This is a genomic window from Paenibacillus sp. S150 (genome assembly GCF_019352175.1).
Classification (GTDB): domain Bacteria; phylum Bacillota; class Bacilli; order Paenibacillales; family Paenibacillaceae; genus Paenibacillus_AQ.
The window spans coordinates 1-21,776 of sequence record NZ_JACBYI010000031.1 but is presented as its reverse complement, the minus strand read 5'-3'; the positions used below and the strand labels follow the sequence as shown (position 1 = coordinate 21,776).

Annotated in this window: 16 protein-coding genes; 3 read left to right on the top strand and 13 right to left on the bottom strand. The window is 53.9% G+C overall.

Features of this window, described 5'->3' with window-relative positions; all coding sequences use genetic code 11:
- Positions 1–539: 539 nt before the first annotated feature.
- From HYD27_RS22800 to HYD27_RS22770, 7 genes are all read right to left on the bottom strand, one after another.
- Positions 540–1,208, bottom strand: coding sequence for a hypothetical protein (locus HYD27_RS22800; protein ID WP_219218920.1), 669 nt, complete (start codon positions 1,206–1,208; stop codon positions 540–542).
- A 14-nt stretch (positions 1,209–1,222) separates the two neighbouring features.
- Positions 1,223–3,367, bottom strand: a complete 2,145-nt coding sequence (locus HYD27_RS22795; RefSeq protein ID WP_219218919.1) for a hydantoinase/oxoprolinase family protein — start codon at positions 3,365–3,367, stop codon at positions 1,223–1,225.
- 60 nt (positions 3,368–3,427) lie between these two features.
- The gene (locus HYD27_RS22790) at positions 3,428–4,711 is read right to left on the bottom strand and encodes a citrate transporter (RefSeq protein WP_309242116.1); all 1,284 of its coding nucleotides are present in this window, start codon (positions 4,709–4,711) and stop codon (positions 3,428–3,430) included.
- A 123-nt stretch (positions 4,712–4,834) separates the two neighbouring features.
- Positions 4,835–6,184, bottom strand: a complete 1,350-nt coding sequence (locus HYD27_RS22785; RefSeq protein WP_219218917.1) for an FAD-dependent oxidoreductase — start codon at positions 6,182–6,184, stop codon at positions 4,835–4,837.
- A 59-nt stretch (positions 6,185–6,243) separates the two neighbouring features.
- A complete protein-coding gene (locus HYD27_RS22780; protein ID WP_219218914.1) occupies positions 6,244–6,642 on the bottom strand; it encodes a helix-turn-helix transcriptional regulator in 399 nt (132 codons plus the stop codon).
- 313 nt (positions 6,643–6,955) lie between these two features.
- Positions 6,956–7,729, bottom strand: coding sequence for a response regulator transcription factor (locus HYD27_RS22775; RefSeq protein WP_219218912.1), 774 nt, complete (start codon positions 7,727–7,729; stop codon positions 6,956–6,958).
- A gap of 410 nt (positions 7,730–8,139) precedes the next feature.
- Positions 8,140–8,874, bottom strand: a complete 735-nt coding sequence (locus HYD27_RS22770) for an HAD family hydrolase (protein WP_228745262.1) — start codon at positions 8,872–8,874, stop codon at positions 8,140–8,142.
- 402 nt (positions 8,875–9,276) lie between these two features.
- Here HYD27_RS22770 and HYD27_RS22765 point away from each other — a divergent pair, with 402 nt between their 5' ends.
- The gene (locus HYD27_RS22765; RefSeq protein ID WP_219218910.1) at positions 9,277–9,558 is read left to right on the top strand and encodes a hypothetical protein; all 282 of its coding nucleotides are present in this window, start codon (positions 9,277–9,279) and stop codon (positions 9,556–9,558) included.
- A gap of 295 nt (positions 9,559–9,853) precedes the next feature.
- On the opposite strand, the gene HYD27_RS22760 is transcribed toward HYD27_RS22765, so the two are convergent.
- The 5 genes from HYD27_RS22760 to HYD27_RS22740 form a co-directional block, all read right to left on the bottom strand.
- Positions 9,854–10,111, bottom strand: a complete 258-nt coding sequence (locus HYD27_RS22760; RefSeq protein ID WP_309242114.1) for an AbrB/MazE/SpoVT family DNA-binding domain-containing protein — start codon at positions 10,109–10,111, stop codon at positions 9,854–9,856.
- A 1,539-nt stretch (positions 10,112–11,650) separates the two neighbouring features.
- Complete coding sequence (locus tag HYD27_RS22755) at positions 11,651–13,747, bottom strand: glycoside hydrolase family 36 protein (protein WP_219218908.1); 2,097 nt, start codon at positions 13,745–13,747, stop codon at positions 11,651–11,653.
- Between the two features lie 260 nt (positions 13,748–14,007).
- Positions 14,008–15,339, bottom strand: coding sequence for a type 2 periplasmic-binding domain-containing protein (locus HYD27_RS22750; RefSeq protein ID WP_219218906.1), 1,332 nt, complete (start codon positions 15,337–15,339; stop codon positions 14,008–14,010).
- Between the two features lie 122 nt (positions 15,340–15,461).
- Positions 15,462–17,111 (bottom strand): response regulator transcription factor, encoded by a 1,650-nt coding sequence (locus HYD27_RS22745; RefSeq protein WP_219218904.1) that lies wholly within the window; start codon positions 17,109–17,111, stop codon positions 15,462–15,464.
- Positions 17,104–18,951, bottom strand: a complete 1,848-nt coding sequence (locus HYD27_RS22740) for a sensor histidine kinase (RefSeq protein ID WP_309242113.1) — start codon at positions 18,949–18,951, stop codon at positions 17,104–17,106. The genes HYD27_RS22745 and HYD27_RS22740 overlap by 8 nt, the downstream gene beginning before the upstream one ends.
- A gap of 205 nt (positions 18,952–19,156) precedes the next feature.
- Here HYD27_RS22740 and HYD27_RS22735 point away from each other — a divergent pair, with 205 nt between their 5' ends.
- Positions 19,157–20,047: a carbohydrate ABC transporter permease gene (locus HYD27_RS22735; protein ID WP_219218902.1), complete on the top strand. Its 891-nt coding sequence runs from the start codon at positions 19,157–19,159 to the stop codon at positions 20,045–20,047.
- Positions 20,047–20,883, top strand: a complete 837-nt coding sequence (locus tag HYD27_RS22730; protein ID WP_219218900.1) for a carbohydrate ABC transporter permease — start codon at positions 20,047–20,049, stop codon at positions 20,881–20,883. Before HYD27_RS22735 ends, HYD27_RS22730 begins: the two co-directional genes overlap by 1 nt.
- Positions 20,884–21,585: 702 nt before the next feature.
- Here the strand turns inward: HYD27_RS22730 and HYD27_RS22725 are convergent.
- Positions 21,586–21,776, bottom strand: a 191-nt coding sequence (locus tag HYD27_RS22725; protein ID WP_219218898.1) for a hypothetical protein, incomplete at its 5' end; no start/stop codon positions are given.

Below are 21,776 nucleotides of genomic sequence, written 5' to 3'. Positions count from 1 at the left end.
CGTGAAACATATAAATTCTTATCTTTCGAACAAAACGGCTATGCTGTCCTTCACGGGACAGCGTAGCTGTTCTGGATTTCAGGTGTAGGGTGGCCTGCCGAAACCCGGCGGTAAGCCCAAGCGGAAAAAGGTAACCTAAATCCGCCCCATCGCGGTTTGCGCCAGCGTTAGTGGGAAAAAGGATACCTATTCCAGTTTCAGCACAATTATCATGCCTTGCAGCTGATTCCCAGCTTTATACACTCCACTCCTTATACACAACAAAAGGAATACATAATTCCTAAACAATTAAAAATAACGGTTGGCTGCAGGAGCTCCTGCACCAACCGTTATTGTCCGCTTACCCTTATACGTAACCGCTAACCCTTGTATGACCTCTTGTCCGCCCAGCCCGGGCCATGGCTTCTCCCTCGCCCATTCCGGCATTTGCTTATGATCGGTCAGATTACCGTCAGCAAATTCTACCGCTTTGGATAGTTAGGTAGGCCCCCGTTAAGAGACGGCCTGCTCTTGGGGCGGCATGAGGCAGAAAAGGCCGGTCAGCCGTTCTCAAGCTCTTCGGACCAGATCTCCGCCTGCCGCCAGAATTCCGCGGCAGTCAGAGTGCCGCTGTGAATCATATAGGCATAATCCAGCAGGTTCGGCAGGCAGGGCAGACCCAGCAGATGGCGGCTGAACGCATGCGCGGCGATCTCCGAGGTCTTGGTTACGCTGGCCCGGATGCGCAGCGGCCCCAGTGAGAGGCTGCTGATGTCGTCAAGCCGCTTATTGGTGTACCCCAGCTCCATGAACTCCAGATCGTGGAACAGCTCATGGGCGAGATGAATATCCGTGACCTCCTTAAGGCTGATGGAGCTGCCGGGAAGAAGCAGGCCTGCGCATTGCCGCAGTTCCTCCATGGACGATTTATACAGCGTAATGACACGCTCCCTGGCCGACAGCTCGATCTGGGCGCGAAAGCGGATCTGCCCTATGGTGCCCTGCCGTTCATTGAGATGTACCCTGATGCCTCTGTCCTTGCAGATCGCCCCGACATCCGTGCCGTAGCGGGCTTTGTACTCCAAGGCCTTCTCCCTGCCGATTGCAAGCGGACGCTCCACATAATAACGCCGTTTGCTGTGCGGTATTCTGTGAAACAGCAGATCGTTTTTGAGTTCGGCATAGCCCAGCATATTCTCGCTTGGCAGTGTCCGCACAGCTGTCTTCATCTCCCGTGCACCTCCTATTGATAGACGACGGCGAGCATTTCGCTGTTGTCCTCCAGCAGCTGCGTTTCCACCTCGAGAATGGAGAACAGCTGCTCCTTGGTCTGCATCCCGGTCAGATCCAGCATCTTTTCCTTATAAAAAACAAACGTCTTGGGGATGGTGGCATTGGCGTCCGAATAGACGGTATTCTCCTCCAGAAAAGAGGCAAACCGGTCGGCCATATTCTTCTTCAGAAAAGCCAGATGATACGCATTCGTCTTCTTGAAACGCACCACACCCTCACGGTCCAGCACGCCGACATGGCTGAGCTTCTTCTTCACCAGCCCAAACATAGATTTCTTGACCTCGCTGGATTCGAACAGGTACCACCTGCCGGAGGACGCCTTCAGCTCCGTCCTGTCTGCCGGCTGGCCCAGCGCATCCGCCGCCGTCAGCATCAGCTCGCTCACAGGCACCTCGCGGCTGGCCAGATCCTTCGACCGCAGCTCGGTGGAGCCGGTGGCGATGGCACGCAGAATATTGCGCTGCGAGTCGATCTCGATTGTCACGTCGACGGTGGATTCGTTCGCCCCGGACTGGACGATCTTCTCCATAATCTCGGCCCGGATCAGCTTGATGTCCCGCTCCGTTGCGCCGACGACGGTCTTCTCGATCTGCTCGCGGACCATCGCCATGCCTACTCCGATTGTTGAAATGTAAGGCGCATTGTTTGCAATCTGGTGCTTGAAGCCTTCTTTGGCCGCCATGGCCGGAACCAGAACGGCTCCGCTGCCTCCGCCGCCCACAAGCGTGATAAACCCGTTGTCCAGCTCATAATCGCTGATCATCTGATTCACGACGGCCATCACCTTGCGGATAGCGATATCCATCACCGCCCTGGCCGCATCCTCGGCAGACATGCCGAGATGGGAACCGAGCGCCTCCCAGGCGATCCGCGTGCTCTCCATATTCCCGCGGGCATAATCCGCCTCGGGCACATGGTTCAGCAGGTTGGCGGCTCCCGCCAGGGTCAGCGCATATTCATGTCCTCCGGCACCGCGGACAGTGACGTAATCGGGGTCGCCCTCGCGGGGACTGACCTGGCCGGTGGAAGGCTGCTCCAGATTCTCCTTGCCGGTGAAGCATTCGTACTCCAGACCGGCGATATGGGCGCTCCGGGGGCCGACATCCGTGATCTTCCCTCCGCCGATCTGGATCATGCTGCCCCCGGCAACGGCCAGCGTCCGCACATCCAGGGAGCGCAGATACGTCTTGTGTCCGCCGACCTGGGCGTTCTCGATCATGACCTTCCCGTTCTTGATGACGGAAATATCCACGCTGGTGCCGCCGACCTCGAAGAAGATGCCATCCGATATTTTCTCATACATCAGTGCTCCGGCCACACCGGCCGCCAGCCCCGACAGCATGGTAAGGATCGGACGCTTGCGCACCTCATCGATGCTCATTACACCGCCGTCGCAGCGCATGATCATCAGCTGCGAGGTGATGCCCGCCTCCATGACAGCCTGCTCGGTCATATTGGCGGTCTCCATCATCTTGGGAATCAGGCTCGCGTTGACGACCGCGGTGCGCGTCCGGGTCTTCAGCCCGTACAGCTGGGAAATTTCATGTCCGCCGGTAGCGAACACTCCCCGGCTGCGCGCCGCCTCCATGACCCGCAGCTCGTTGGCAGGATCATCGACGCTGTAGGCCTCCGAGGCCACAATGACCTCCGCCCCCTGGGCCAGCAGCTGTTCAATCGCATCATCTATGGCCTCCCGCGTCAGCTCCTTCGAGTCGATGAAGCGGTGATAGGTGGTGAGATATTTGCCGGCGGCAAGCTCGATATTCGCCACATTGGTTTCGGAGCGGGCGCTTCGGGCGTCCAGCCCCGTACCCATCCCCACGATGCCGACACGGGCAACGTCTCCCTCCAGCAGGGCGTTGGTGGCCTGCGTCGTACCATGGGCGATGAATTTGATATCCTCCGGCAGAATGCCGTTCTCGCTCATGATCCGCCGGATAATCTGGACGATCCCGCTGGCCACTCCGCGTTCATCGTGGTGTGTGGTTGGCATTTTGACCTTGGACAGCACCTCAAAGGTACTATTATCTATGGCAACGGCATCCGTGAAGGTACCTCCGACATCGATGCCGATCCTGATTTGTTTATTGCCCATAACAGTTCTCCTCTCCATAAAGCTTGTGTCTGTACAATCCGGGTTTCCGCTTGCCTGCGGCTAAAAGGCAACCAGACCCGCGATAATCATCGAGATCATTACGGCTACGAACATCCAGGGCAGCGTCTTGCGCAGCGTTTCAATGATATCCGTTCTGGTGAAGTCGGAGATCCAGACATTGTGCGAGTTGGTAGGATCGCTGACGGCCTGCAGATTGCTCACAATACGCAGTGCCAGCATAGCCGCAACAGGTGCCATGCCTCCGGCGACAATCAGCGCCGCGATTCCGCTGCCGAGTCCCCATACGTTCAGCGGTCCACGGTAAATGGCAAGCGGAGACAGCAGGGTGAAGACAAGAATATACATCAGCGGACTGGTTGGAATGATGCCTTCGATAAGCGGCTGGATCAAGGACGCCACCTGCGGTGCGGTTACGGCGCTGAGCAGCATCCCGATGCCGATCATCAGTCCGAGCGCGCCGGCCACATCCTGAATGCCCTCAACCAGCGCACTGGACAGCACATGGATGGGACGCTTGGGCGTAGCGAGCAGCAGCGTGACGAGTGCCCCCATGAAGACAGCGGAGACAATATCAACCTTCAGGAAAAAGACCAGCAGCACGGGAACCAGCGGGCTGATGAGCGCGATGGATCTTACGTTTTTGGTGCCCTGGCTCTGAAACTCCTGCTTCAGCGGCATTGCCCAGGCGCGGCGGACCTTGCCGTCTTTGCGCGTATAATAGACAATCATAATCAGGGCAATCACAATCAGCGGCACGGCGCAAATCAGGGAATAGGAAGCAATCGTATTTGTCGGCACCTTAAGCACATCGGTATAAATTGCCCAGGTGGAGACATTGAACACTACGCCGACCGCATTGGCCAGCAGCACAACCAGACCGCTGACAAAAGGCTTGAGTCCGGCGGTCAGCATAATCGGAATGGCAATGGTTCCGACCAGAATGACCATGCCCAGGCCATTGGCAGCGGAGAAGATTACAGATGCGGCGAGAAAAAAGATAACCGCGATCGCCAGCGGCTTGTCGCCGGCAAGCTCCGCAGCCTTGCGGATAATGGTCTTCGTAATGCCGACCTTGCTGAGAATCTGGCCGAACCAGGCCCCGAAGATCAGTCCGGCAATGGCGGTAGACAGCTTCATGGCTCCGCCTGCGAGAACCCCCTTCGTAATGGTGAAGGTGTCCGGGTTGTCGGACAAGAGGGGGATGCCAGCGATGGCAGCCAGCAGAATCGCCATCATCGGCAGCGCGAGCAGTGTCGTCAGCTTACGGGTCATCATCAGGCCCACGAACACAATAAATACAAGTAAAATTCCGATAATCTGCACAGTTTCCAAACCAATTCCTCCTAAAATTTTTGTGATCATCTTCCTTGTTATACGAATTATATCTTCCGGAAGCACTTCACAGCTCATCCGCGTTACCGGCTAACGCTTGTGCATTATATTCCGTTACAGCTCCAGATAAGCTCCATGCGCCACAAGTGTCCGCTGCAGCCTGTCATAATCCACCTGCTGTACAGGAACCCCCTCCTTCACGGCCAGCGCCGCCGCCGTTCCGCCCGCCTGGCCGATGGCTCCCACCGTAGGCGTGGTACGCACAGCCGCCTGGGCCTCAAAGGTCGCTGAGAGGCATCGTCCGACCACAATCAGGTTATCGATTTCGTTCGTGATCAGGCAGCGGTAAGGAATGCCGTACATGGCTCCCCATTCCAGATGATCCGTTGCGGTGCCCTCGCCGTCCGGACTGTGAATGTCAATCGGATAGCCGGAGTGGGCAATGACATCCGGGAACCGCTTCACCGTCAGAATATCCTGCGCATTCAACGTGTACACGCCTTTGATCTGGCGGGAGCCGCGGACGCCGATGGATGGACCTGTGGATACCACTGCAGCCTCTTCAAAGCCGGGAATATACTTTTTCAGAAAGATCTCCAGCTCCCGGCACTGCCTGCGCCCTTCAATCTCGGCCTCGCTGAGGCTCCACGGGTTGGTGCTGTCCTTGCCCAGAATACGCGTCGTATTCATGATAACCTCCCCGGGATTGCTCGTTTCGAAGAACAGCACATCTTCCCTGGGAATGCTGATCTCGCCGCGCGCCTTCGCTTCACGGAACTGCTTGTCGAAGCCGACCACGGATAATCTCGCCGCCGAATCCATCACGGTAATATCCAGATTCATCCGCGGAAAGTCTTCGCGGTGCTCGCGGATGTACGCCTTGATTTTCTCCGTATCCACCCCCCGCATCTTCATCTTCAGTGTCATCGGCTGCGACTGTTCATCGGTTTCCCGCCCTTTGGTGAACGGGACGCCGGACCAGACCGCCAGATCACCGTCTCCGGTAGCATCGATGAACACATCCGCCGAGATCCGGCTAAGGCCTCCCTTGTTGCAGAGGGTAAGCGATTCAATGCGTCTGCCCGACACTTTCGCCCCGGCAAGCATGGTATGGTACAGCACCTCGCCGCCGCTCTCCTGCAGCATCAGGTCCAGCTCGTACTTCATGGCTTCGGCATCGAACGGCGTCACCGAGTAGGTGTAATTCGTCGCATCCGCGATATGCCCCGGCGATTTGCCGATGGCACGGAGCCGCTGGACCAGCTCGTCGGTGATCCCCTGAATAGCCTGCTTGTGTCCTGCATGAAATGTCATCATCGGCCCGACGCCCGCAGCGGTCAAGGTTCCGCCCAGGAAGCCTCCGGCTTCCACGATCAGCGTTTTCGCCCCCGCCCTTGCCGCCGCTATGGCCGCGATGGAGCCGGAAACCCCGCCGCCCGCAACAATAACCTCATAATTCCGCATCGTTGTTCCTCCTTAGAAGTTTTTATGTTAATGCTACTTTAGTAATCGCTGAAGAATATTTACTTCGGAAGCGTCCGCTCGATGTTAGCGATTACATCCGGACGATCCGGGAGAAATGCTGACTTTCTATAATTGGAAGGGCTTACCCCCTCATACCGCTTGAACATCCGGCTGAAATGCTCGGGGGATTCGTAGCCGACAGCATAAGCGATTTCATACCGCTTCATATCCGTCGAAGCAAGGAGATGCTTAGCCTCTTCCATACGCAGCTCCGTCACGTAGTCCCAAAGCTTCTTATTCATTTCCTGCCTGAACAGGCGGCTTACATAAGCGGCACTGAAATGCAGCTCACCGGCAATGTCCTGAACCTTGAGCAAGGGGTTCCTGTATTGCCTGCGGATATAATCCGCTGTGCGTGCGGCAATGCGCTCAGCGCCCGTGCCGGCAGGCTTACACACACTTCAGCACTCCTCTCTGCACACGAAAAACGCATTCTGCTGCATTTTCTGCTGCAAATGTCTTACTTCAGCCGGCAAACAGAATCTGTTGCACTCTGTACAGCAGAATTCCCATAAACGGCCCTTTGAACCGGGAATCCTTAAATCCATTGCAGAAAATACAGCAGAGTGCCATTCACAGCAGGATAATCAGAATTTTGCTGCGGAAAGTGCAATCATGCCTGACATCCCTTTCAGCTTCTGGCTGCTTCTCCCTCAGGGTTACTTACCATCCTTGCCGATTAAGCAGCCTCTATGATTTCGGCCGACGCGGCTAACCCGATGCCCCTCTGCCATGACTCTCCCCCTCCGGCTGTTCCCTGAATTGCGACGGCGTGCTGCCGGTGTAATCCTTGAATACAGCCATGAAATGCTTGGAGCTTAAATAGCCTGACAATTTGGCCACCTCATAGATTTTGAGATTCGTTTCCTTCAGCAGCTGCTTGGCCCGGTTCATCCGGCATTGCGAGACGTAATCCGTAAAGTTCTGCCCGGTTTCCGATTTGAAAAGAACAGACAGGTATTGATGGTTCAAATGCACCTGCTCGGCCATATATTGCAGTGAAATCTCCTGATCAAGCCGCTGGGCGACCAGCTCCTTTACTTTGCGGATCAGCTGCCTGCCCCTCAGCTCGGTCTCTCCTTCCTCCGAGCAGCCCGGCAGATCATTTGAGGCTCCGTGCTTGCGCTTGAACTCCCCGAGCGCCTGTGCCAGCTCCGTGCGGTCCACCGGCTTCAGGAGATAATCGCTGATGCCGTATTTGATCGCCTGCTTCGCATATTCGAAGTCGGCAAAACCGCTTAGGATCAAAATATACATATCGGGGTACCGGTCACGAATCCGCCTGATCATCTCTAGACCGTTCATTTCATTCATCCGTATATCCGTAATCAGAACATCGGGCTTCACGCTTTTGAGCGCTTCCAGCGCAAGTCTTCCATTCTCAGCTTCCCCCACCACCCGGTAGCCGCCGATAACCTCCTCAATCAGATGCTTGAGGCCCGACCGGATCAGAGCTTCATCTTCAACCAGAAACAGCTTGTGCAACCCCATCCCTCCAATGGCATTCATGCCGCCCCTTCGCGGCATATCAGACGACGAAATTTCCGGAAAGGCCCCTCAGTTTGCCTTCGCCGTATTCGAGGCTTCCATAACGATACCCCTCGTTCGCACACCGTTATTTCGGGATAGAACATCCCGGCCGCCGTATCCGGCTTCGCCAAGCTCCGGGTCTCCCTTTTTGTGAAACGCTTACACTATCAGTATAAATTTTGCATGCCGCATAAGAAACTGCCCGGATTCGAGAAAAGGTATGAAATTTCGAGATTTATACGGAATCCTTAGCCTAGGCCCTCTGCCCCGGACGCCAACACGGGTGTCCTTAACGCCGGTTATCCGGCGGAAAGAACACCCGTGTGTGCTTGCTTTTGAGGATATGGACTAATCCTTAGCCTTGATTACTGGGATTGCCCTGTGCTGTTATCGTAGAGGCCAAGCAGCTCATCGAAGGCGGAAATAATGACATCCGCCCCCTTCAGCTCATCCTGGCGTCCGAAGCCTGCATAGGCGCAGCCGATAACCGTCTGCCCGTTGCCCTTGCCGGCCTCCACATCGGATGAACGGTCGCCGACCATCCAGGCATCCTTAATGCCGTGATCGTCCAGGAGGATGCGCAGCAGCTCGGTTTTGGTGGCGGTGCCCTGCCCGCCCGCGCTGTAGAGGCCGTCGAACAGCTCTTTCAGCTCATGCACCACAACGATGCTGTGGATGTAGTCCTTCAGGCCATTGCTCGCCACGAACAGCTTGACTCCCCGCTCATGCAGCGCCGCAAGCGTCTCGGCTACCCCGGGATACAAAAGGGTTCCCCCTGCCTCCAGCCCCTCGATTTCCATCTGCAGCAGCAGCTCATCGGCGCGGCGGTGCACCGCTTCACCGGCCTCCGGCATCACATTCTTCCAGATTTGCGACAGCAGCATGCCCAGGCTGCTTAGAATCCGCTCCTCCGGAGGAGTGGGCCCGGAATAGAGCCCCTCTTCCCGCAAGACATCAAACATTTTATGGTAAGCGGGCAACAGCAGGCTTTCTGTCTGAAACAACGTTCCATCCATATCAAATATAATCGCTTCCGGCTTCTTCAATTTCGTCAATTCCGTCGTCATCAAGTGACCCAGCCCTTCTCTATTGGTCTGCATATGCTGCTTCTGCAAGCAGAAATGCTTCCGTCTACGCCCTATGATATAGGATCGCGGCAGGTGTTGTCTATGAACGCGGCAGAGAATATCGATTGGGCAGGAATAGGGGAAGAGCAGCATCTCCAGCCTGCAAGAATAGGCATAATTCCCATAGTTTTCAAGAAAGACGCCTATCGGCGTCCTATATAAGAATGCTGCCATTTCAGTGGGGAAGGAGAAGAATCATTTCGCGTTGATTTCACCGTCCAGCCGACTTCTAGGAGAATCAAAGGTACTTCTGCCTTTGATTCCCTCGTCCAGCCGGCTTCGGGCGAATTCAAAGGTATTTCTGCCTTTGATTTAACCGTCCAGCCGGCTTCGGGCGAAATCAAAGGTACTTCTGCCTCTGATTCCCTCCTCCAGTTGACTTCGGGCGAATTCAAAGGTACTTCTGCCTTTGATTCCCTCGTCCAGCCGGCTTCGGGCGAATTCAAAGGTATTTCTGCCTTTGATTCCCTCGTCCAGCCGGCTTCGGGCGAATTCAAAGGTATTTCTGCCTCTGATTTCCTCGTCCAGCCGGCTTCGGGCGAATTCAAAGGTACTTCTGCCTTTGATTCCCTCTACCTCCCAGCTGCGGCCAACGCATTCGCGCAGTTTGCTTGGCCGAAGTCCCGATCCATTCGTTCATTTACAGCGCAGCCCTGAAATAACGGATAAGCTTCGCTTCCCCCAAAACATATACATTCTTATCTTTTGAGAAGAAACGGCTTCGCCGTCCTGATAAGGACGGTATCCGTTTCAGCGAGAAATAGAAGGATAATTTAATGCGCCAAGCATATAACTTATATTTTAAAAAAAGAAGACGGCAGACCCGAGGCGAAGCGCCTGCGGAATGCCGTCTCTGGTTGCCGTTCAATTCAGCAGGGACCGGAGGCAGGCCGCCTGCTGGTGCCTGCCCCGGTCCCTGTTGCCGTTAAGCTGTGGGATGCCGTCAAATGGCTCAGATGTGTTCGAAGCTGGCGATCAGTTCGTCCAGCACATCTTTGCTGACCATTTTGCCTTTGAAGTTAATGAGGTTTTCCGCACTTCCGGAGAAAATGCAGGTAGGCTCATATTTTCTGAGAATGATCTTTTCACCATCCACAAAAATCTCCAGCGGGTCTTTTATGTCAATTCCCATCGTTCTGCGCAGTTCAATCGGAATCACGATACGTCCCAGTTCATCCACTTTTCTTACTATTCCTGTTGCTTTCATCACTTATGCATCCTCCCTTGAAATCACACTTAAACAATCATTGGTGTTAAAAGCTATCAAAGCTTCTAAATAGTAGAAATGATTAACCTATATCTGCATTGTAAAGTGCTATTTCTTTCCTGTCAATTTTATTTCTACATCTTTTGATATTTATCGACAAAATATTCGACAAAGTTTAGAGTTAATTCGACAAATTTTTAAATCCATCCACTATTTTATCCAAAAACCATTCCAATTAACAGATATTATTTTTACAAAGTTAACATATCAACGAATAAAGCACACCTGAACTTTACAGTGTGGGCTTGACTGCCACGGGATCGATATGCCAGCTTCAAACGGAGTCTGTACATCTAAATAGACATAATTTCACAAAAAGAAACCCTGCTCTTCAGTTAATTGCGTCTTTTTAAAGGCGGTATCCGTTTCTGCGGGGGATAAAGGATAATTTATAGCTTGGAACATATAAAATAAATTCTTATCTTTCAAGCAGAAACGGCTTCGCCTTCCTTATAAGGGGACGGGGCGTTTCAGCGGGAAATAGAAGGATCATTTAATGTGCAAAGCATATAAATTCTGCCCTGTAATCACGCGGCCGCAGCGATATTTCATTCCTCAGTGATGCCGCGTAGCGGTATGGGAGTCTTATCTTTGAACAAAACGGCTATGCCGTCCTTCATCGGGCTGCGCAGCTGTTGGGATTTCAGGTGTAAGGCCGGCTGCGGTTCCCCGGCTCTCCGGTTCCCCTGGCCGGCTGAAGCTCTTCCTCCCCGATCATCCCTCCAGACCTTCCTGCTCAGACCCGGCGGCCTAAGCCCACGTGGAAAAAGTAAACTTAATCTCCTCTTTCCCTTTTTCGCTTGCGTTAGGAGCTGCGGGGAAATGAGCACCCGCTTTTGTTGACAAAATCTCCACGGTTTTGGGAGTTTTGTCAACAATGTAGCGGTACTTTATTTCGTCGCAGTCTCTTAGCGGGAAAAAGGAGACCTAATCGATCCGTTTCCCTCCCTTGCAGAGAAATACGCCTGCATTAAGATGAACTTGAAACACATTAATAAAAAGGGCAGCCATTTTAGTGGTAAAAAGTATAACTAAGGCAGCGCATTCGGATTCTGGATCATCCCTAGTGGGAAAAAGTACAACTAATCCGGCTGAAATCAGCCGTATGGAAGGAGTTGGCCTCTATTAAGTGTACAAAATCCCACTAAAGCCCGTTGAAGCCGGAATTCCAGCCCATTAGTGTTACTTTTTACACTTCGCTTCCGTTCCCTATGAACTCCTTGCGTTCCATCTGCTTGTTCAGGTTCGCCGGTTCCATTCCTATACATTCAATTACCTTTTTATTCAATTACCTTTTTGGCTCAATACCAAAATCAGCGGTTGAAGAGGTGAATGAAGTCCGCTGCGGGTTCAGAATCCACAATTGACGAAAATTATAATTCCCTAAACGGCGAAAAAACACCCCTCCATCAGCAGAGAGATGTTCTCCGCCTCTAAAGGGGTGATTAATGGCAATTCTATGCTTGTCCGCTTCTCAGCGCATTAAGCGTGAAGCTCGAATAGCCGGGCTGTCTTGCCCTGCGGGATCGAGACGGTCAGCACGCCCTCCGGCTTGTCCCAGCTCCATTCCGAATGGTGCCGGCGGGGATATGCACAGCGTACATCCGCAGCCCGGCCTTTCAGCCCGGCAACTGGAAGCTTCAGCTCCGCTTCCTCTCCGGCAATCCGCCAGACGGCGAGATAGCGGGTATTGCCATGCCGCAGGCCGAAGCTGATCCAGTCGCCTTCGCTGTCCGGCAGGCCCAGCGGCCAGAACGGGGTCGCGCGCGGAATGTGGGCGCGGATGGTTTTATAATAATCCAGCGCTTCCTTCACAAGCTCTCTGCGCCGCGGCGCAAGCTCCGCCAGATGGCCGCTCTGATGCACACGGAGCAGCAGCGCATTGACCATGTTGAAGATGACCTCTTCATCATCGCCCTCGCGCAGCGGATAGGACCACACCGCAGCCTGCTCCGGTGCCAGGGCTGCCGGGGAACCTGCGGCAATCGCCGCATACTGCACATAGTCCTCCTGGTCGCTGGTGGACTGGATGCTGTGGCGGCTGAGCATGGCATAGTCCATCCGCATGCCGCCGCTGGAGCAGTTCTCAATCACCAGCTTCGGATAACGGGCAAAGATGCTGTCCAGCCAGGCCAGGTAAGCCCGGTTATGCCGGAGCAGCCCGTCTCCGAAGCTGTCGGCAGCCGTTTCGGTGCCAATGCCCGCATTGATGTTATAGTCCATCTTGATGTAACCCACACCGTACTGCTCCACCAGTCTTGAGATGACGCCGTCGGCATGCGCTATAACCTTGGGATTGCGGTAGTCCAGCTGATAGCGGCTGCGGTCCATGACCCGCTTGCCGTGGCGCATGAAGAACCAGCTGTCATCGGTCTCGGCCAGCTTTGGACTGTTGATCCCCATCACCTCCAGCTCCAGCCAGAGGCCGGGAATCATCCCTTTGCTGCGGATGTAATCAAGCACGTGCTTGATGCCCCCGGGGAAACGTTCAATGGAAGGCTCCCACTGTCCGACTCCGTCCCACCATTCTCCGGGCGCATACCAGCCGGCGTCGATGCAGAAATATTCGCAGCCGACATCCGCGGCGGCATCGATCAGCGGCAGCAGCTTCCCGGTCGTCGGGCTGCCCCACAGACAGTTCATATAGTCATTGAAAATAATCCGCAGCAGCTCGTTGTCCTCATTGGGCCGGCGGATGATCCGCCGGTAGGCGGTAAGCTGCTCGGCCGCACCCTGGAAGCCGCCCTGCACTGCGCCGACAGCCACCGGAACCGAAGTGAATTCCTCTCCCGGCCCCAGCTTCAGCCACCAGTGGTTGTCATGCTCGGTGGGTCCGCTGACCAGCAGCGTAAGCTGGTCATATTGATCGGCCAGCTCCCAATGCCAGGAGCCGTTGTGCTCGATCTGCCAGAACAGGCTCGCCCCGCTCTCCTTATTGTGCAGAACAGCCATCGGCAGCAGCTCCGCCGCAGACCAGGAGCCGGTGTTGCTGGCGGCAATGCGCTTCGAGCCGCGGTCCGCCAGATGCGACATCCCCAGCTCGGGCAGCCGGTAGGTCCGCCACTGCAGCTCGCTTTGCCAGCCGCTGTGGGCGATGGTGACCTCGATTTTGTCATTGCGGTCGCCGCTGCCCTCTTTGTCCACTCCGGTAAGCGCAAAGGTCGAAAGGTATTCCACAGCGGCTTCCCCGGTTCCCTCATTCCTGAGCACCGTCCAGCAGCGTACCGTCTGCACACCGGTATAGAACTGAAAATGCTGCTCTGCTCTAATTCCTGTCACCGGATCAGCAAGGGTGATCTCCAGCTTGCGCCCAAGCGGATTCACACTGTCCGTGTGCCCGCCGTACACCATCCGCAGCCCCGGATAGGAGGCGCGGTGCGTGCGCCCGTGATATTCATCCCGGTCCTCTCCCGAGAGCTGCAGCTCCAGCAGCCGGAACCCCGGCTTGCTCTTGTCCGCAATCGCCCCTGCCTGAAGCGGCGCCGCTCCAAAATGCAGCAGCCGGACATCCTGCTGCTCCGTAATTTCAATCGTAAGATAGAGTCCGTTCTCGGCAATCTCAACCAATCTGCTGGTCATATCTATACAGCCTCCTGACAAATGTAGCGTTCTCTCCTGATACGAATAATACCTAAAACGGAGTAAAAGTTCATCTTAATATACCGCAACAAGTAGAAACGGCTTCGCCGTCCTTATACGGACGGTATCCGTTTCAGCGAGAAAGATAAGGCTAATTTTTATACGTGAAACCTATAAATTCTTAGCTTTTAAAACGGACGGCCCCGCCGGTAAAAGAAGCTTACCTTTGAGACCGTCCCGGATTGCAGGCTATTCAAGCTTTATTGTTCAGCAGATCCGAATTGGATCCAGGCCTTTTGAATCTCGTCGATAGCTTGATCCTTGGTTTTGCTGCCGCCGATATAAGCCTGCATCAGCTCTCCGAATTTCTGGTGGAAGGTATCCAGAGAATAGTTGACCGACAGGTCGCCGGATTGCTCGGTTTTGAGGATTTCTTCCATTTCCTTAGGCATTTGCAGGTCAGGCATCGGAGCATCCTTGATCGGCGGGATGACCTTAGCCACGGTGGAGAACCAGTTCTTTCCGTATTCGGAAGTGTACAGCCAGTTGAAGAATTCAATGGTTTCTGCAGCTACAGCGGAATCCTTGTTGACACGCAGCGCCTGGTCGGCACCGGTAATGATTTGCGATTGCTCCGCTTTGTCGCTGACCGGATATCCGGCGATGCCGAGATCAAAGTCAGGGGTGATTTTCTTGATGGCTTCTTCATCCCAAGCGCCTTTACCGGTCATGAATGCCGCTTTGCCCAGGGCAAAGTCACTGACTTCCGCATTGCTGTCGCGCTCCAGCGGCTTGTCTGTTCCGTGTTCTACCGTAGTGTCAATGAAGCTGAAGAAGTTGTCGTACAGAACCGGATGATCCTTAAAGGTTGTCTCTCCGGCGATAAAGTTGCCTACCAGCGTCTTGGCATCAATTCCGGCGTCCGTAGCTGCCGCATCCACAAAGTGCTGGAAGATGTGCTTCCATACCCACCACTCTTTATAGGCGTTGGCAAAAGGCGTAATGCCCTTGGCTTCCAGCTTGGTGATGGCATCGTCCATTTCGGCTGTAGTCTTCGGAACCTCGGTAATGCCCGCATCGGCCAAAAGCTTTTTATTGTACATCAGTACGAACAGATTTCCTTTTACCGGAAGTCCCAGCACCTTGCCGTCAGAGGAGGTCATATTGGAGCGGACCGCATCGGTCATCGCTTCTGCCAGCGGCTCATTCGTCAGGTCGGCACTGTATTCGGCGAATGTATCAATATCTCCGCCGGCTGTTGTCTGGAATACGTCCGGCGTGCTGCCTGCGGCGATCTTCGATTTGAGCACCGTATTGTAGTCGGCCTGCATAATTTCCAGGTTGATGGTTACGCTCGGCTTGACCTTTTTGTATTCGGCGATATAAGCGTTGAAGGCATCGGTGTACTCGGGAGACGCAGTGAACATATTGATCGTGACAGGCTTGGAAGAATCAGTAGCAGTGCCCGCTGCCCCGTTTGTTCCACCTGTGTTGTTAGCGGCATTATTGGTGTTGTTCCCGCCGCAGCCGGCCAGCAGCCCTCCTGCAAGCAGGAGACTCGCAGACAGAGCCATAAATCTTTTTACCTTCATGTTGTTGCCCCCTTTTCCTCATGTTTCTTGTGGTCTTGGTGTTATTTTAAATAAAAAGAAAAAGGATAAGAATGTACATAAGTGATCTTATGAGGGTAAAAAAGTGTGCTGATGTAACCGTTTCACTTTTCTCCCTCTGCGAGCAGCAGCCGAAATTCAGAAGGTGAACAGTCATAGTAATTGCGGAACGCCTTGCTGAAATAGTTCTTGTCCCTGTATCCCAGCCTCTCGGAAATATCCTGGATTTTGAGGGCGGGGTCCGACAGCAGATCCTTGGCCTTGTCCATTCTCACCTTTTGCACATACTCATGGATGCCGTAACCATACTGTCCCTTGAACAGCTTCATTAAGTATTCTCTGCTCAGGAAATATTTATCCGTGAACATTGATATTTTAATATTCTCGAAATAATGGTTATCAATGTATGCTTTAATATTCTCCAGAACACTGCTGCGGTCTCCGGCCAGCGATCTGCTGATTTCTCCGGCATAGACCTCCAGAATCCGGCTAAGCACAGCCTCAAACTGTTCAAAAGAGGCAAAATCACTGCCAATCCCCAGCCCCCGCAGCCCCTTGCTCCTCCCGCTGCGCAGCCGTTCAGGGACCGCATCCAGCTCCAAGGCGATATCGCCCAGCAAAATAATGAATTCCTGTATCGTCCGGTCCGCTTCGCCCAGGCTGAAATGCTCCGAGGTTTTCCACTTGCGGGTGAACTCGCTGAGAATGCTTTTGGCATGGCCGACGTTCCCGTTCTCCAGGCTGCTGCGGATCATCGGCATCCGGCCCGTCAGAGAAGGGCTGTCCTTGCCCGCAGGAGGCTTCACAGGTACGCTGCCCGTCACCAGGCTGTCCTTCAAATTCAGCAAATCTATCCCGTCAAGCAGCGCTTTGGCCAGCTCATAGGACTCTGCAAGCTCCATCACTTCGCTGTAAGGCTGGCCGATGCCGCCCGCGCAAATGATCCCGAACAGCTCCTTCAGCGTGGAGACCGCCTTCTTCATATGGTGAAGCGACAGAAACGCCGCATCCTCCCCGTAGCTCCCCTTCAAGGTGAAAATGGCGATGAACTCCCGTTCGCTTCTCGGGCTGGCAAAGCTGAAGGCCTCGAAGTGGCCGTCGCTGTTCTCGTTCATGACATTGGTTACGGCAAAATGCAGCAAATCCCGGTCCTCATGGAACCGTTCCTGGCGCACCTGCTCCAGATTGAGCATCCTCAGCACGCCTGCGGCAAAATGGTTGCCGGGCTTGTCCGCGCCGATCAGCGGCAGAAAAGCTTCGTTGGACTGGTTCTTGAAGCTGCGCTCGATAATCGACAGATACATCTTCTCCTTCAGCTTCGGCAGGGACATGTTCAGGGTAATATTGCGGTTGATGAATTCGCTCTCCCGCTTGCGTTTGGCCTCCAGCACATCTACCGCCTTGCGCAGGGCGCTGTTCAGATCCGCGCGGTTCACCGGCTTCAGCAGATAGTCAACCACCTTGGAGCGGATGGCCTGCTGGGCGTATTCAAAGTCATTGTAGCCGCTGATCACAATCAGCAGCAGATCGGGAAATTCGCGTTCAGCGATTCTTAGCAGCTGGCTCCCGTTCAGCTCGGGCATTTTCATATCCACCAGCGCCAGGTCAATCTTATGCTCGCGCAGCATCGCAAGCCCCGTCTTGCCGTCCGTCGCCTCCAGCACCTGACCGACTCCCAGGCCCTGCCAGTCCCCAAGGATGTTAATGGCCTCGCGCAGCGGCTCTTCATCATCAATAATCAGTACTTTATACATGTTGTCCCTGCCCTCCCCGCGGTAAACGCATATCCATTCGTGTTCCATTGCTGTTGCTTGAAATCGTAAGCCCCGCTCCTTCTCCGTATAAAAGCTTCAGGCGTGTATTCAGATTCTTCAGGCCGATGCTTTCGCTGCCGCCTTCTTCCCCCGCCTTACCGCGGTCCTCCCACTGAATCTGCAATGAGCTTAGCACCTCCTGCAGCCGCTCTTCCGGAATGCCCGGCCCGTTATCCAGCACGGAGATCACACTGTAGGCAGGTGTTACATGGGCCTCAATCCGGATGGTAACCGTGCTGGACACCTTCTCCAGCGCATGCTTGATGCAGTTCTCCACGAGCGTCTGAATCGACAGCTTGGGAATTCTCAGCTCCAGCAGACTGTCCTCCCATTCATACTCCACCTGCATGCGGCTGCCGAAGCGGGCTTTTTGCAGGGCCAGATAACGTTCAATATGCTTTAGCTCTTCCCGCGCCTGCACCACATCCCTGCCGCTTATGCAGTATCTCAGGGTGAGTGCCAGGTTGTCCACCATCTCGACAATATCATCATTGTCGTTCTTGAGCGCCTTAGTGGAAATCGCCTGCAGCGCGTTGTACAGGAAATGCGGATTGATCTCCGCCTCCAGCGCCTTGAGCACAGCGTTTTTCTCGACAATCTTCATCTTGTAGCGCTCATTGATCAGCTCATTCGTCTTCTCCACCATCTTGTTGAAATGCCGGGACAGGTAGGCAATCTCGTCATTGCCCACCACAGCGGCTTCAGCATCGAAGCTGCCGGTGCTGAAGCGCTTCATCTGCAGCGACAGATTCTTCAGGGGACTGGTGATTTTGTTGGAGGTGAAGCTGACAAGAATGACAGACACGATCAGGAACAGCAGGCCGATCGAATAGCTCAGCTTGCGCGTCGTGGTCGCGGCTTCATAGATCTGCTTATAGGGAATCGGCTTGACGAGCTTCCAGCCTTCCTTTTGGCTGATGTCATAGATCACAAGGTATTTCTCATCGTCATCCGACCATGTCAGGCGCCCGCCCTGGGCCGGAGTCAGCTGCTCCAGCAGCCCCGCCTCTTCGCTTCCCAGATAAAAATTCCGTTCATCGACCACAAAGGGCTCATTGTCCGGGCTGACATACATCAGATGCTCCCCGGTACTGAAAGGGATATCCTTCATAATCTCGTCGGTCACACTGGAATTGAAGAACAGGGACAATACAGCCTGCGGCTCCCTGGACACAATTGAACGCAGCAGCCGGTGGTAGCCCATGAAGCTTGTATCGGTATTGACCGGATAATCATCCTTAAGCTCCTGGGGCGTCCGTTCCTTCACGAAGGACTGGTAGGAGCGGTTGAAGGGACTAGCCAGCGCCCGCTTGTACCACGAAAGATTCTCTATCGGCGGATGCTCCACCACACGGACGGTAATATTATAGTTCTCCTTGGTGACATAATAGTATTTGTGCTCCTTGATGACGTACAGATAGATCGCTTCCAGATCATTGCGGGAAAAATAAAGATTCTTCAAATAATCCTCCACATACATCTTGGACGCATAGTCCTCTGATTCATGCAGGATCGCGTAGTTGAACTCGTCGTAGGAAATCTGCGGCAGCGACAGCTGGCCGATTCCGTCCAGATAGCTCTCCAGATTGCGGCCGACCAGCAGCAGGTTGCTGCGGGTGCTGGAAATGCTGCTGTTCACGGATTCCTTGCGCAGCATGCCGTAGGAAATGAACGTCAGCGAGGCAACGACCAGAATAATAATGATCGTGAACAGCAGGATCAGCTTGTTCGCCAGACGGCGTGAAATCCGCTCCAGCAAAGGCTCAAGCAGCTTGTACACAGTTGTTTTGATAATGCCAGCCTCCTTCTTGCACGGACTTTGCGGGGAAATGCCCAGTTCACCTTTTTACCCCTAACTGTACTCTTAAATCCATTTTTGAGTATAGGGGTCTGCTCTATAATACACAATATAGACTAACCGGAATGGTTATGTGTGGCAAGCCAGTACAAGACTCCCACCCTATAAATCAAAAAGAGGTGCATCCATGTTAAAATCACTCGGCAGAAGATGGCGCGAGAAAGTAGACTTCGGGCTGTTCACACTACCCGTTCTGATCAGTATCGCTGTTGCGTTCTACATCCCCTTTGTCATGACCATCCGTTATTCCATGACGAAGTGGAACGGAATATCCAAGAATCCCACATTCGTCGGCCTGGATAATTTCCGGCAGATCTTTACGGGGGACAGCAACTTTGCCAATTCAGCATGGTTCACGATCAAATACGCGGTGCTCTACATCGTAATCATTAACGTGCTGGCGATTCTGCTGGCCGTCCTGCTCGATATGAAGCTGAAGTCCACCTCCTGGCTGAGAGCGGCCTTCTTCATCCCTTATATTCTCAGCCTTGTCATTGTCGGCTTCATCTGGAAATTCATCTTCATGCAGGGCTTCAACTCGCTGGGTGAAAGTACAGGCTGGTCGGTCTTCGGACTAAGCTGGCTGGGGACGCCGGGGCTGGCCTTTATCTCGATACTGGGGGTTTCCATCTGGCAGTCGATCGGGTTCTACCTGGTCATCTATATCGCGGGCCTGCAGTCTGTGCCTGATGATCTCAAGGAAGCGGCTACAGTTGACGGTGCCGGACCGGTGCGGAGATTCTTCAGCATCACACTGCCGCTGCTTGCCCCTTCGATCACCATTTCGGTATTTATGGCGCTGACCAACTCAATCAAGGTGTTCGACGTCATTCTGTCGCTGACCGGCGGCGGCCCCGGAGGAACTACCTACAGTATCGCTTACGATATTTACCGGGATACCTTCCAGAACAATCTGTATGGGTACGGGACTGCAAAGGCGCTTATCCTGTTCGTGGCCGTACTGATCGTGACGATCATCCAGCTGACAGTCTTCAAACGAAGAGAGGTTGAGGCTTAATGAAAACAAACAACAACAGAGCAGGCCGGATCATTCTTGAAGTGGTTCTGATTATGCTCTCTCTTCTGTTCCTGTATCCGCTGTTCCTGACCATCATCAACTCGTTAAAAAGCTTCAGCGAGGTCATGACCGATGTAATCGCCCTGCCGAAGCATCTGACATTCAGCAACTATTCCTATGTCTGGGAATTCATCAATTATCCGCGGTTGTTCCTGAACAACTTCGTAATCACCGGCCTTGGACTTCTGGGCATTGTGTTCATTTCCTCCATCGCCGCCTATAAGCTGGCGCGGACCAAATCCAGGCTGAGCGGAATCATCTACTTCCTGTGCATCATGCCGATGCTGATTCCGTTCCAATCGATCATGCTGACCGTGCTGCAAACGGCCAAGAACCTGAATCTCTCCGAGAGCACATGGGGACTGGGGCTGCTGTACTGGGGATTTGGCGCACCGCTGGCCGTGTTCATCTACCATGGCTTCGTGAAGGGGATTCCGACGGAGATCGATGAGAGCGCCACAATCGACGGAGCCTCCAGCTTCCGGCTGTTCTTCAGCGTTATCTTCCCGCTGCTGAAATCGGTAACGACAACCATCATCATCATCGACGTGATGTGGATCTGGAATGACTTCCTGCTCCCGCTTCTGATGGTCAACGGCTCGCCGGATACGAAGACCCTGACGCTGGCCGCCTACACCTTCGTCGGACAGTATACCTCGGATTGGCAGTATGCCATGACTGCGATGGTAATGGCCGTCCTGCCGTCCATCATCGTATTCATCTTCCTGCAGAAATATATCGTCAAAGGCGTAGTTGCCGGAGCGGTGAAGGGCTGAGACAAAGCCGCAAATACGGAGAGAGTCATCATACAAGCACACATCCAAGCTGATTTTCTGCTTGGATGTGTGCTTTTGGTTGTTCTATGCAACCAGCTTAGCGGGAGGGCACAGGCAGGACTTGGGGTACTGATTGGACTGAGGGAACCGCTAACTTAGATAGACGGGGCAAACTGGGGAATTGGGTGGACTAATTGAGTGGGGTGAGTTGGCGTATTGGGTGAGTCGGGTGAGTCGGGGAGTCGGTGAATGGGGGAGTGGGTGGGTCGGGGAGTCGGGGAGTCGGGGAGTCGGGGAGTCGGGGGGTTGGTGAGTCGGGGAGTCGGGGGGTTGGCGTATTGGGGAACTGGGTGAGATAAGTGCATGGGGAACTGATTAGTCTGGTGATTTGGGTGGACTGGTGTGTTGGGTGCTGGCGTATTGCGTGACTTAAATAGAATGAATGAACCGTCCGATTGGGTTCGGCTTTCGCCCGTCTGCAGAGCTAAGAAACTGCGACGAAATAAAGTACCGCTACATTGTTGACAAAACTCCCAAAACCATGGATATTTTGTCAACAAAAGCGGGTACTAATTTCCTCGCGCTGCTCCTAAGTGGAATTTGTACCACTAAATTAATGTTTTTTCGCTCCAAATCAGCTTTAGTGGTAAAAAGTAAAACTAATCCGCCCCCATGGACCACTTGGCCCGAATTCCTGCCCAATTAAGTGTAGAAAATCCCACTAAATGCGGCGGTGGCATGGTTTTCAGCGAAATTAGTTATACTATTTCCACTGCTATGAACGAATTTGTCAATTCCCCTGTTTTTCACCCTTAAACCAAGGGGGTTCAATCCCTTGGGCATAGAGACAAAATGCGAGTCGTCGGCTGGCACACTGCTATCCGTGGGTTGGT